11 protein-coding genes and 1 pseudogene are annotated in these 12,716 nt (G+C 75.1%); 1 reads left to right on the top strand and 11 read right to left on the bottom strand.

Annotation, left to right across the window (positions count from 1 at the left end; genetic code table 11):
- Positions 1-208: 208 nt before the first annotated feature.
- The 11 genes and pseudogenes from HCJ92_RS16795 to HCJ92_RS16745 form a co-directional block, all read right to left on the bottom strand.
- The gene (locus HCJ92_RS16795; protein ID WP_167934420.1) at positions 209-541 is read right to left on the bottom strand and encodes an Lsr2 dimerization domain-containing protein; all 333 of its coding nucleotides are present in this window, start codon (positions 539-541) and stop codon (positions 209-211) included.
- A gap of 166 nt (positions 542-707) precedes the next feature.
- A complete protein-coding gene (locus tag HCJ92_RS16790; protein ID WP_167934419.1) occupies positions 708-1,220 on the bottom strand; it encodes an amino-acid N-acetyltransferase in 513 nt (170 codons plus the stop codon).
- A gap of 9 nt (positions 1,221-1,229) precedes the next feature.
- A complete protein-coding gene (locus HCJ92_RS16785) occupies positions 1,230-1,820 on the bottom strand; it encodes a BlaI/MecI/CopY family transcriptional regulator (protein ID WP_245240945.1) in 591 nt (196 codons plus the stop codon).
- 134 nt (positions 1,821-1,954) lie between these two features.
- A complete protein-coding gene (locus HCJ92_RS16780) occupies positions 1,955-2,137 on the bottom strand; it encodes a hypothetical protein (protein ID WP_167934417.1) in 183 nt (60 codons plus the stop codon).
- A gap of 775 nt (positions 2,138-2,912) precedes the next feature.
- The gene (locus HCJ92_RS16775; protein WP_167934416.1) at positions 2,913-3,710 is read right to left on the bottom strand and encodes a type III pantothenate kinase; all 798 of its coding nucleotides are present in this window, start codon (positions 3,708-3,710) and stop codon (positions 2,913-2,915) included.
- Positions 3,710-4,774, bottom strand: coding sequence for a carboxylating nicotinate-nucleotide diphosphorylase (nadC, locus tag HCJ92_RS16770; protein WP_167934415.1), 1,065 nt, complete (start codon positions 4,772-4,774; stop codon positions 3,710-3,712). Before nadC ends, HCJ92_RS16775 begins: the two co-directional genes overlap by 1 nt.
- Entirely contained in the window at positions 4,771-6,576 is a 1,806-nt protein-coding gene (locus HCJ92_RS16765; RefSeq protein ID WP_420824732.1) for an L-aspartate oxidase, read from the bottom strand. Before HCJ92_RS16765 ends, nadC begins: the two co-directional genes overlap by 4 nt.
- A complete protein-coding gene (panC, locus tag HCJ92_RS16760) occupies positions 6,573-7,589 on the bottom strand; it encodes a pantoate--beta-alanine ligase (protein WP_167934414.1) in 1,017 nt (338 codons plus the stop codon). The genes HCJ92_RS16765 and panC overlap by 4 nt, the downstream gene beginning before the upstream one ends.
- Complete coding sequence (locus HCJ92_RS16755; protein ID WP_167934413.1) at positions 7,586-8,533, bottom strand: DUF2520 domain-containing protein; 948 nt, start codon at positions 8,531-8,533, stop codon at positions 7,586-7,588. Before HCJ92_RS16755 ends, panC begins: the two co-directional genes overlap by 4 nt.
- A gap of 393 nt (positions 8,534-8,926) precedes the next feature.
- Positions 8,927-9,607 (bottom strand): response regulator, encoded by a 681-nt coding sequence (locus HCJ92_RS16750; protein ID WP_167934412.1) that lies wholly within the window; start codon positions 9,605-9,607, stop codon positions 8,927-8,929.
- A 325-nt stretch (positions 9,608-9,932) separates the two neighbouring features.
- A pseudogene (locus HCJ92_RS16745) lies at positions 9,933-11,135 on the bottom strand (sensor histidine kinase); the annotation flags it as partial.
- Positions 11,136-11,396: 261 nt separating this feature from the next.
- On the opposite strand from HCJ92_RS16745, the gene HCJ92_RS16740 reads away from it, so the two are divergent.
- Positions 11,397-12,626, top strand: coding sequence for an SAM-dependent methyltransferase (locus HCJ92_RS16740; protein ID WP_420824731.1), 1,230 nt, complete (start codon positions 11,397-11,399; stop codon positions 12,624-12,626).
- Positions 12,627-12,716 lie beyond the last annotated feature (90 nt).

Below are 12,716 nucleotides of genomic sequence, written 5' to 3'. Positions count from 1 at the left end.
ACCGTGGACCCCCGAGGCCCGGCCCGGCGGCTCGCCGGCACCGCGGCGCCCCGTCCCGAACCCGGGGCGCGACCGGGCGCCGGAGACGGCCGGTGGACGCCCCGGGGTCACACCCGCGGCACCCGTCGGATCGGCGCGGTGCGCGCCAGCGGCGGGGACACGGTCATGACGCGGCGGGGGCGCCCTCTCGGGCGCCCCCGGCCGTGGGTCAGGCGGACGCCTTTTCGTAGGCCTCGCGAATGTTCGCCGGAACGCGACCGCGGTCATTCACGTCGTAGCCGTTCTCCTTCGCCCAGGCGCGAATCTTCGCGGTGTCCTGGGATCCGGAAGCGGCTCGGGTACCGCGGGTACCGCGTGCGGGACGACCGCCACCTCGACGACCGGCCTTGGTGTAAGGCTCCAGGGCGTCACGGAGCTTTTTGGCGTTGGCCTCGTTGAGGTCGATCTCGAAGGACTTGCCGTCGATCGCGAACGAAACGGTCTCGCTCGCGTCGCCGCCGTCGATGTCATCGAGGAGAAGGACCTGAACCTTCTGTGCCACCGGGCTGCTCCTCATTCTTGCTCGCCGAATAGTGAGTACTGCTTGCGTAATCAAACCGCCCCGGCACCGAAAACACAAACCCTGGACCCTCTTTGGGACAAGCAGTTCGCCCGACACCACGGGACGATTCGGGCATAGCCCCCGGGGGATTCGCGGGCTTCCTTGTTCAGAGCACCAACAGCATGCGACTGTTACCCAAAGTGTTCGGCTTCACGCGTTCGAGGTCCAGGAACTCGGCAACTCCCTCATCATAGGAGTGCAGCAGCTCGCTGTAGACGTCACCGTCAACGGGCGTATCGCCGATCTCGTGGAACCCGTGGCGGGCGAAGAAGGCAACTTCGAAGGTGAGGCAGAAAATGCGCCTCACGCCGAGCCAACGCGCAGTGCCCAGAAGCTTACTCAGCAGCGCGTGGCCGACTCCGAGGCCGCGCATCGCGGGGTCGACGGCGAGGGTGCGGACCTCGGCGAGATCCTCCCACATGACGTGCAGCGCCCCGCAGGCGACGACGGCCGCGTCATCGTCGCGTTCCGCCACCCAGAACTCCTGAATGTCCTCGTAAAAGGTCACCGTCGGCTTGTTCAGCAGGATGCGTTCGGCGGCATAGGAGTCCACCAGCCGTCGCACGGCGGGAACGTCGGCGGTACGCGCTCTTCGAATCGTGATTTCCGGGGCCTTCACGCCGCGAGGCTACCGTCGGGTGCCTGCTCCGCCCTCGGCGGGGGCGGGGCGGGTGCCGCCCGGGGAGTCGCCGCCGGCAGTACCGGGCGCACGGGGCTCGTCGGACGCCGAGGGCCGGTCGCCCGGGGCGTCGAAGGCGGTCTCGTCGGGGGCGGGACCGTCCGCGCCGGGGGCGTCTACGGCGGGAGCGTCGGTGGCCGGGTCGCCGGAGTCCGACCAGGCGGGGACGTCGGGCCCGGCGGGGGCATCGGGGGCGCCGTCGGCCAGGCTCACCCCGGCCACGCCGACCACCCGCAGTGCGTCCCGCAAGGCGGGGAGCTGTTCGGGGGACATCATCGAGAAGAACGCCACGAGAGCGGCGGCGGGGTTGTCGCTCTCGGCCCAGGCCTCGTTCATCAGCACGGCCGAGTAGGCGGCGCGGGTCGAGACGGCCTCGTAGCGGTAGGCGCGGCCCTCCTGTGCCCGCCGCACCCACCCCTTGCGGTGCAGGTTGTCCAGCACCGTCATGACGGTCGTGTAGGCGATGGCACGGTCCTGCTGGAGCTCCTCCAGGACCTCCCGCACGGTGACCGGCTTGTTCCGGGCCCACACGCGCGTCATCACGGCGTCTTCGAGTTCTCCCAGGCGGCGCGGCACGCCTGAAGGATAGCGCGAAATGTCCGATGTGCCGGGGTGTGTCGAGGTGCGCACCGGCCCGGGTCGTACCCCCCGGGCGTGGCGCGACGGGGAGCCGCTCAGTCGGCGGCGTTCTCCCGCCGGTCGGCGGTGCGGGACGCGGCGGCGGCAGCCATGGCGTCGGCCGCCGCGTCCTCCTTGTACTTGTTGGCGCCACCCTGCGACCGGATCATCGTGACGATCAGGCAGGTGAAGGCGACGGCCATGACGGTGGGGGGGAAGAGGGCGATGACGTAGTCCACGGTCTCCGTCTCCTGGGTAGGGCGCCCGGGCCGGACCCGGGGCACCCTCCAGCGTATCGGGACCTATTCGTCGGCTTCGTCGGGGGGCGTGGGACTGTCCGGTGCCGGCCGCTTGTGGCGGAAGACATCGGCCGGCGTGGGCACGGGACGACCCGGGGCCGGATTCCCGGCGGGGCGCCGACGGGTTTCCCCGCCGCCACGTCGCGCGTTCTCCTGCTCGCCGCTCTCGGCGTCTGACGTACGCATGCGACGAGATTAGCCGCTAACCGGACAATTCTCAGAAGATACGGCTGAGGCAGTGACGGACAGGTGCGTGTCACTGATGCGCTCGCGGTGCGGCGCCGAGGCGCCGCGAATGGCCCCGCGTCATGCCACGCCGGCCGCCCGGTTTCCCGGGCAGCGCGCACCGACCGCCCGCAGGCCCGCAATGCCCGGAACCGCAGGACGGAGACCGCCGGGGCTCCCGGAATTCTGCCGTGGCCGCCGCGGCGGGGTCCGCCCCGCCTCCGGGCGGGGCGAACCCGCCCATTCGGCAGGACACCCGGGAGCCGGCACGTTCCGCCGGGCAGCGTTCGGCGGCCACTTCCGGCGACGTCTTCGGCCGGTTCTCCCGACCGGTTCTCCCGATGGGCCGGATTCACCCGTTCGAGCGCACTCGTGCGGCATCCGGCCGTGCGTCGGAAGGGTGGGGACAGCCCGGCCGTTCGGTGAGGGCGCGCGCCGGTGAGTTCGGCGGCGCGTTCAGCTCGCCGTGTTCGGTGAGCCCGGGGCATGTTCAGTGACGGGGCGAATTTCGCTCGAACACCAATCGCAGACCGATCAGGGTCAGCCACGGTTCGTGTTCGTCGATGACCGTCGCCTCCCGGAGCACCAGCGGAGCGAGACCGCCGGTGGCGATCACGGTGACGGAATCCGGTTGCTCCGAGAGTTCCCGTCGCATCCGCTCGACGACTCCGTCGACCTGGGCGGCGAATCCGTAGACGATGCCGGACTGCATCGACTCCACGGTGTTCTTTCCGATGACCTGGCGCGGCGGGGAGAGTTCCACCTTCCGCAGCTGGGCACCGCGCATACCGAGCGCCTCGACCGAGATCTCGACGCCCGGTGCGATGGCTCCACCGGCGTATTCACCGCGCGCGGTGACGGCGTCGTAGGTCGTGGCCGTGCCGAAGTCCACGATGATGCAGGGGCCGCCGTACAGCTCGACCGCGGCGGCGGCGTTGATGACGCGGTCGGCCCCGACCTCCTTGGGGTTGTCCGTGATGACCGGCACCCCGGTGCGCACCCCGGGCTCCACCAGCACCGCGGGGATGTCGCCGTAGTACCGCCGCGTGACCTCGCGCAGTTCGTGGAGGACGGACGGCACCGTGGAGCAGACGGCGATGCCGTCGATGTTGTCGCCGAGGTCCCGGCCCAGCAGCGGATGGCGCCCCATCAGCCCCTGGAGCAGCACCGCGAGCTCGTCCGCGGTGCGGCGGGCGTCGGTGGAGATCCGCCAGTGCTCGACGATGTCCTCGCCGTCGAAGAGGCCGAGGACCGTGTGGGTGTTACCGACGTCGATGGTCAGCAGCATCAGGCGCCTTCCCCGGACCGCAGGTCGAGACCGATGTCCAGGATCGGGGACGAGTGGGTGAGGGCCCCCACGGCGAGGTGGTCCACCCCGGTCTCCGCGTAGGCGCGGGCGTTCTCCAGGGTGAGTCTGCCGGAGGACTCCAGCCGGGCCCGGCCGGCGACCAGCGCGACCGCCTCGGCGGTCTCCCCCGGGGTGAAGTTGTCGAGCAGCAGCAGGTCGGCACCGGCGTCCAGCACCGGCTCGATCTGGTCCAGGCGGTCCACCTCGACCTCGACCGGCACCTCGGGGGTGCCCCAGGCCGCGAGCTCGGCGCGGACGGCGCGGAACGCCTCCGCGACGCCGCCAGCCGCCACCACGTGGTTGTCCTTGATCAGCGCCGCGTCGGAGAGGGACATCCGGTGGTTCTCCCCACCGCCGCAGCGGACGGCGTACTTCTCCAGCGCGCGCAGCCCCGGGGTGGTCTTGCGGGTGTCGCGGACGGTGGCGCCGGTGCCCTCCAGGACGTCGGCCCAGGCGCGGGTGGCCGTGGCGACGCCGGAGAGGCGGCACAGCAGGTTGAGCGCGGTCCGCTCGCCGGTGAGCAGGTCACGGGTCCGACCGGTGACCGAGAGCAGCACGGCGCCGGCGGCCACCCGGTCGCCGTCCTCCGCGTGGCGTTCGACCTCCAGGTCGTCGGTGGCCACGACGGAGAGCACCGCCTCGGCGACGCGGAGCCCGGCGACGGTACCCGCCTCGCGGGCGGTGAAGTCGGCGGTGGCGACGGCCTCGTCGGGGACGGTCGCCAGGGTGGTGACGTCGGGCCCCTGGTCGAGGTCCTCCGCCAGGGCGATGTGCGCCACCTCCTCCACGGCGACCGGGTCCAGCCCGGCGGCCTCCAGCAGCCCCGCGAGCTCGGCGTCGAGCCCGCAGACGGTGTCGAGGTGACCGGGGCCGTCACCGGCGCAGCCGGCGCCGTCGGCCGAGCAACCGCAGCCGCCGGCCGCCGCGGACGGGACGTCGGGGGCGGCGGGGAGCAGGTCGACAACGGCCGGCTCGGGGCGGGGGTCGGGGCTGGCGGTGGTCATGAGGTGCTCTCCTCGGGGTCGCCGGAGTTCTCGGCGGGGTGGTGCGCGGCGTGCGCCGCGGTGGGGTCCTCCCCTGGGGCGGGCCGCACGGCGGCTGCCGGCCACGGCGTCAGGGGGCCGAACGTCGGGTCGTCGGTGGTCCGCGTCGACGGGACGGGGCCGTCGCCGCCGGGGACCAGGCTCACCAGCAGGTGCCGCTGCCACGCGGCGTCGTCCCGCTCCGGGTGGTCCTCGCGCCAATGGCAGCCGCGCGTCTCGGTGCGCCGCGCCGCGGCGGCGACCAGGACCCGGGCGACCAGCAGCAGGTTGGCGTTCTCCCACGCCTCCACGCCCGGCTCCCCGGCCTTGCCGCCCGGCGCAGGGGCGGCGAGCGCGGCGCCGGCCGCCGCCAAGCTGTCGGCGGACCGCAGCACCCCGGCGCCCTCGCTCATCACTCGCTGGATCTCACCGCGGGCCTCCGGCGGCGGCAGCGGCAGACGGACGGCGGCTGCCGTCGGAGCGGCGGGGGCGGGCGGGCGTGGCGGCTCGGCCAGGCAGGCCGCGGAGATGCGCTCGGCGAAGACCAGCCCCTCCAGGAGCGAGTTGGAGGCGAGGCGGTTGGCACCGTGGACGCCGGTGCAGGCGACCTCGCCGCAGGCGTACAGGCCGGGGACGGTGGTGCGGCCGTGAAGGTCGGTCCGGACGCCGCCCGAGGCGTAGTGCGCGGCGGGCGCCACCGGGACGGGCTCCGTCACCGGGTCGATGCCGTGGGAGCGGCAGGACGCCAGGATCGTCGGGAACCGGCGCTCCCACATCGCGGCGCCGAAGTGGCGGCCGTCGAGAGACATGTGCGAGGCGCCCGTCTCGCGCATGCGGCGCATGATGCCCTTGGCGACGATGTCGCGCGGGGCCAGCTCCGCCAGCTCGTGCCTGCCGACCATGAACCGGTCGCCGTCGCCGTCCACGAGGTGGGCGCCCTCGCCGCGGACGGCCTCGGAGATCAGCGGCTGCTGTCCCTGCGCCTCCGGCCCCAGCCACAGCACGGTCGGGTGGAACTGGACGAACTCCAGGTCGGAGACCTCCGCGCCGGCACGGAGCGCCAGCGCGACGCCGTCGCCGGTGGAGACGGCCGGGTTGGTCGTGGCGGAGAAGACCTGGCCCATGCCGCCGGTGGCGAGCACCACCACGGGGGCGTGGACGGCGCCGACGCCGTCGTGTCGCCCCTCCCCCATGACGTGCAGGCTGACCCCGGCGGCGCGGCCGTCGACGTCGGTGAGCAAGTCGAGGGCGAGGGCGTGCTCGACCACCTCGATACCGGCGCGGCGCACGGCGGCGACCAGCGCCCGGGAGATCTCGGCGCCGGTCGCGTCGCCGCCGGCGTGCGCGATGCGACGGCGGTGGTGGCCGCCCTCGCGGGTGAGGGCGATGGTGCCGTCGTCGGCGGTGTCGAAGCGGGCGCCGGTCGCGATCAGCCGGCGGACCGCGTCCGGGCCTTCGGTGACGAGGGTGCGGACCGCCGCCTCGTCACAGAGGCCTGCGCCGGCGGTCAGGGAGTCGTCGCGGTGCTGCTCGGGCGTGTCGCCGGGGCCGAGGGCGGCGGCGATGCCGCCCTGCGCCCAGCGGGTCGAACCGTCGTCCAGCAGCGCCTTGGTGACGACGACCGTGCGGCGGCCGGCCTCGGCGCAGCGCAGCGCGACGGTCAGCCCGGCTATGCCGGAGCCGACGACGACGACGTCCGCTCGGGTGGCCCACGTCGGTTCCGGGCCGAGGACGGCCACCGGGCCGGGGGCTGCTGCCGCGGGCGGGCGCGGCTCGGCGGTCACGGTGCGGTCCCGAGGTCGAGCTGGACGTTGTCGATCAGGCGGGTGGCGCCCACCCGGGCGGCGACGGCGAGTACCGCGGGGCCCGGCGGGGCGGGGTCGCCCGGGGTGATCTCCGTGAAGGTGCCCGGGTCGATCAACGCCAGGTAGTCGGTCTCCAGCGGCGGGTCCAGGCGGGCCGCCTCGCGCAGGACCGTGCCGGCGGCGGCGAGCGCTGAGCCGGCGGGGTCCGGTTCACGCGTCGCGTGCGCCATCGCACGGGCGTCGGCCGACGCCTCCTCCTGGTCGAGCGCGGCGAGCGCCTCGGCGAGGCCGGGGCCGGGTGTCGGGGCCTCGCGGGCACGGGCGCGGAGCGCGGCCTCGGCGACGAGCCGGTCCCGGGCGGCGAACAGCGCGCGGGAGAGGGCCAGGGCGGTGCCGCGCTCGGCCGGTGAGAGGTAGCGGTTGCGGCTGGAGAGCGCCAGGCCGTCGCCCTCCCGGACGGTCGCCACCCCGACGACCCGGACGGGGAAGTCGAGGTCGCGGACCATGCGGCGGATCAGCGCCAGCTGCTGGGCGTCCTTCTCCCCGAAGAAGGCCACGTCCGGGTCGGTGAGGTGGAGCAGCTTGGCGACGACGGTCAGCACGCCGTCGAAGTGGCCGGGGCGGTGCGCGCCCTCCAGCCGGTCGCCCATGGGGCCGGCGGCGAGGGTGACCAGCGGGGTGCCGTCGGGGTAGACCTCGTCGCCCGCGGGGGCGAACACCACGTCGGCGCCGGCCTCGCCGGCGATCCGCAGGTCGTCGGGAAGGGTGCGGGGGTAGCGGTCGAAGTCCTCGCCGGGCCCGAACTGGAGCGGGTTGACGAAGACGGTGACGACGACCTGCCCACCGGGCCCGGCCTCGCGGCGGGCGGCGGCGACGAGGGCGGCGTGGCCGCGGTGCAGCGCGCCCATGGTCATCACGACGGCGCGGGTGGAGCCGGGTCGGCGGAGCTCCGCCAGTTCGGCGGTGGTGTGCGCCAGGTGGGGGGTGGTCATGTGCCGTCCTCCGTCCGGCCCGTGCCGGCGGGCGGCTCGCCGGCCAGTGCCTCCAGCAGCCGTTCGGCCTGCTCGGGGCGGAGCATGCCGTTGTCGAGCGCCCGGTCGGCGGTGGTCCGCGCCATGGCGAGGTAGCCGGGCAGGACACCGGGGACATGGTGGCGCAGTTGCGCGACGTGCTCGGTGACCGTCCCGGCGTCGCCGCGGGCGACCGGCCCCGTCAGGGCGGCGTCGCCGGAGCGCAGCGCGTTGTCGAGCGCCGCCCCGAGCAGCGGACCGAGCATGTGGTCCGGCGCGGTGACGCCCGCGGCGCGCAGCACCTCCATGGACTGCGCGACGAGGGTGACGAGGTGGTTGGCGCCCAGGGCGATCGCCGCGTGGTAGAGCGGCCGGGCGGCCTCCTCGATCCACTCGGGCTCGCCGCCCATCTCGATGACCAGCGCCGACGCGACCATGCGCAGTTCCTCGGGGGCGGTGACGCCGAAGGAGCAGCCGGCGAGCCGCTGCACGTCGACGGCGGTCCCGGTGAACGTCATGACGGGGTGCAGCGCCAGCGGCAGGGCACCGGCGCGGCGGGCGGGCTCCAGCACGCCGGTGCCGTAGCGCCCGGAGGCGTGGACCAGCAGCTGTCCGGGCCGTACCGCGCCAGTGCCGGCGAGGCCCGCGACCAGGTCGGGGAGGGCGTCGTCGGGCACGGTCAGCAGGACGAGCTCGGCGCGGGCGAGGACCTCGGCCGGCTCGACGACCGCCGCGTGGGGCAGCAGTTCGGCGGCCCGGTCGCGGGAGGCCCGTGACACCGCGGAGACGGCGACGGGGCGGTGGCCGGCCAGTGCGAGCGAGGCGGCGAGTGCGGGACCGACGCGGCCGGCCCCGACGACGCCGACGGTGAGCCGGGCGGGTCGGTCCTCGGCCCGGCCGGGCTGGGCAGGGGGTGGTTGGTTCACGGCGCCTTCCGTTCCAGTCCGTCGTTCCGGTACCGGACGATCGTCGCCATGCTACGGGCCGGGCCGACGGCGGCGGCGCCCCGGGCGAGGGGTGGGACGGCCGCCGGTCGGGGCGGGATGTCACGGGATGCGCCCCGGGCGGGGCAGGCGGCGCGGGGCCGGCGCCGGGGCGGAGCTCGCCGCGGTACGGGCGGAGCGGGGTGGACGGGCCGGGGGCGCCGGGTGCGCTCAGAGCGTGTGTGAGACCCCGCGTCGGATCAGCTCGCGGCGTCGGATGCGGTCAGCTGCACGGCGGAGGGGCGCCCTCGTACCGGGTTGTGTGCGGGCGTTCCTGGCAACGCAGCGGATGGCCGTGGCCGGCGTCCCGGGCCCGGCGTGGGGTCACACACACGCTCAGGCGCCGCGGGCCTGCACCAGGCCGATCTCGTACGCGAGGACCACCGCCTGGACCCGGTCGCGGAGCTGGAGCTTGGCCAGGATGCGCCCGACGTGGGTCTTGACCGTCGCCTCGGAGACGACCAGCTGCGCGGCGATCTCGCCGTTGGAAAGCCCCTGCGCGATGAGCACCAGCACCTCGCGCTCGCGTCCGGTGAGCTGGTCCAGCTCGGGGTGGGCCGCGGTGCGGCGGCGGACGGGGAGCAGCGCCGAGAAGCGGTCGAGGAGCCGCCTGGTCGTGGAGGGGGCGACCACGGCGTCGCCGCTGTGCACGGAGCGGATGGCGGAGAGCAGCTCGTCCGGCGGCACGTCCTTCAGGAGGAAGCCGGCCGCCCCTGCCTTGAGCCCCGTGAAGGCGTACTCGTCCAGGTCGAAGGTGGTGAGGATCAGCACCTTCGGTTCGCCGGGACCGCCCTCGCCGTCCCGGCAGATCCGGGAGGTCGTCTCGACGCCGTCCATGCGCGGCATCCGCACGTCCATCAGCACCACGTCGACCGCGGTGGAGCGCAGCGTCTCCAGCGCCTCCACGCCGTCACCCGCCTCGGCGACGACCTCCATGTCGGGCTGCGCGGCGAGGACCATCTTAAAGCCGGTGCGGAGCAGGACCTGGTCGTCGACGAGCATGACGCGGATCGGCATGTGCGGCGTCTCCTTGGAGGCGGTGGGGCGGGCGGTGGCGGGTGGCTGGGCGGGGTCGGTGCGCCCGTCAGGAGGTGTCGGAGCGGCAGGTGTGCTGCGGGCGGGCCGGTCGTGGGGCGTTCCGATCCGTCGGCGGTGCGGCGGGGTCGCCCCCGGTGTCGGGGCCCGTCGCGTCGTGCGGGCCGTGCGGGACGGTCGCGGCCTCCGGTGGTTCGGTCTCCCCCGGCGGTACGACGGGCGTCTCCCCCGTTCCGACCCCGGAGGAACCCGCCGGGGCGGTGCGGTCCGCGGAGCCTCCTCCGGACGTGGCCTTCGCCGGGGCGGCTGCCTCGGCGACGGGCAGGGTGGCGCGGATGCGGAAGCCGCCGCCGGGACGCGGGCCGGTCTCCAGCCGACCGCCGACCATGCCGACGCGCTCCCGCATCCCGATGAGCCCGTGGCCGTGGCCGTCGTGGCCGCGGTCGCCGTAGAGCCACGCCTGGGCGCCGCGCCCGTCGTCCTCGGCGAGGACGGACAGCGCGTCCCCGCCGTAGGTCAGTTTCACGCTGGCGGCGACGCCGGGCCCGCCGTGCTTGCGGGTGTTGGTCAGCGCCTCCTGCACGATGCGGTAGGCGGTCAGCTCGACGCCGCTGGGCAGCGGGCGGGGGCTGCCGACGCACTGGCAGTCCACGGTCAGGCCCGCCCCGCGGACCTGCGCGATCAGGTCGTCGAGCTGTTCGAGGCCGGGCTGCGGCACGTAGTCGCCGGGCATGTCCTCGTTGCCGTCCTCGCGCAGCACCCCCAGCAGCCGTCGCATCTCGGTGAGTGCCTGGCGGCCGGTGCCCGAGATGGTGTCCAGCGCGCTCCTGGCCTGGTCGGGCGAGCTGTCGAAGACGTAGGACGCACCGTCGGCCTGGACGACCATCACGGAGACGTTGTGGGCGACGACGTCGTGCAGTTCGCGGGCGATCCGCGCGCGTTCGGCCGACACGGCCATCCTGGCCTCGGTCTCCCGCTCGTGCTCCAGCCGTGCGGCGCGCTCCTCCAGCTCGGCGTAGTAGGCGCGGCGTGTCCGCAGCGAGTCCCCGAGGACCCAGGCCAGCGCGAAGGCCACGGTGAACAGGACGGTGTTGGAGACCAGGTAGAACGGCTCGTCGAATCCGCTGGGGTTCCAGCGCAGCACGCCCGCGGTCGGGGCCAGCAGCGCGGCGGCCAGTGCCAGCCTGGAGGCCCAGCGGACCCGTTCGGACGCCACGCTGAAGACGATGAAGAGGAAGCAGATGTTGATGAGCATCGGCGGTGCGTCGGTGGCGAGCTGCACCAGCCCCGCGCCGATGGCGACGAGCAGCATGCGGTCCGCGTGGCGGCGGCGCCAGGTCGAGGCGACGAAGACACCGGCGATCGCCACGAAGGCGCCGACCTGGCTGACGACGGGCTGGCCGCCGGGGAAGCCGAGGACGACGCGCACGCTGATCAGCGCCAGGATCAGGCTCCACGCGCCGTCCACCCAGACGGGGTGTCGGCGCAGGAAGTCGTAGATCCGGCTCATGTCACCCAGCGTAGGCAGGGGAGAAGCGGGTCGGAGTCACCCGGAGGGGCGATCCCGTCGGCGCGTCCCTAGTCCTCAAGGTGGATGAGGCGTGTCCGCCCCGTGTGCGGGACCGGTTCCGACCTCGGCGGGGTCCCTTCCCGGCTCTCGGCGCGTACCGTGCCGCCGGTGAGGGGTGAGCGGTGTGAGACGGACGACAGGGCGGGTGGCGTTGCGCCGGGCGGAGGGCGCGCAGGCGCGCGGGGAGGCTCGGGAGCGACCGTGGACGCGGAGCGCGACGGCCGCACCCGGGCGCCGGGCGGCCGGGTGCGGGCTCCCGGCGCGCGGCACGGCACGGCGACGGGCGGCCGGGTGACGGACGGCGCGTCGGCAGGCGGACCGGCCGAGGAACGCCCGACCGAGAACGGGCCGACCGAGAACGGGGCCGCGGCGGGCGGCGGGTGGGCCGGCTGGCGTGAGGCGGCCGAGCGGGCGCTGTACGGCGGCGCTTCCGCGAGCGACGGGCCGGGGACCGACACCGGGGGGTTCTTCCTGCGGGAGGCACCGGCCGCGCACTTCCGCACCGCCGTGCACGCCTCACCCCTGTTCGCGACGGCGGTGGCGGAGCTGCTGCTGCGTCTGGACGAGGCGCTCGGACGCCCCCCGGTGCTGGACCTGGTGGATGTGGGGGCCGGCCGCGGTGAGCTGCTGGCGGGTGTGCTGGCCGCGCTTCCTCCGCGGGTCGCGGACCGGGTCCGGCCGTGCGCGGTGGAGCGCGCGGCGCGGCCGGCCGGGCTGCCCGACCGCGTTGCCTGGTCGGCCGCCCCGCCCGCGGGCATCACCGGACTGCTGTTCGCCAACGAGTGGCTCGACAACGTGCCGTTGGACGTCGTGGAGAGCGACGGGACGGGGCAGCTCCGCCACGTCCTGGTGCGGGCGGACGGCCGGGAGCGCCGCGGCGGGCCGGTCGGCGGCGAGGACGCGGCGTGGCTGCGGCGCTGGTGGCCCTCGTGCGGCTCGCCCGGCGAACGGGCCGAGATCGGGCTGACCCGCGACGCGGCCTGGGCCGGGGCCGTGGCAACGGTCCGGCGCGGCCTGGCGGTGGCGGTGGACTACAGCCATGCGCGGACCACCCGGCCGCCGCTGGGAAGTCTGACCGGCTACCGGGACGGCCGCCAGGTCGCGCCGGTGCCCGACGGCGGCTGCGACCTGACGGCGCACGTCGCGATGGACGCCTGTGCGGCGGCCGGCGCCGCCGTGCCCGGTGCCGGTGCCCCGCTCCTGCTGACGCAGCGGACGGCGCTGCGCCGGCTGGGGACGGACGGGCGCCGCCCGCCCTTGGAGCTGGCACGGACCGACCCCGCGGGGTACCTGCGGGCGCTGGCGCGGGCGGGTGAGGCGGCGGAGCTGACGGACCCGGCCGGGTTCGGCGGTTTCGAGTGGCTGGTGCAGCCCGTCGGGGTGCCGTCCCCGTTGGCGGCGGGGCCGACCGGGGAGACAGATCCGGCGTAGGCCAGGCCGGACACCGACGGCGGGGCACCGGGCGCCGGGGCACGGACGCCCGGAGCCGGGGCAGCGGCACCGGGCGCCGGGGCACGGACG

This window comes from Streptomyces spiramenti (genome assembly GCF_012034385.1).
GTDB lineage: Bacteria > Actinomycetota > Actinomycetes > Streptomycetales > Streptomycetaceae > Streptomyces > Streptomyces spiramenti.
Note: the sequence above shows the minus strand (reverse complement) of the source record. Positions and strands in the feature narration are given on the sequence as shown.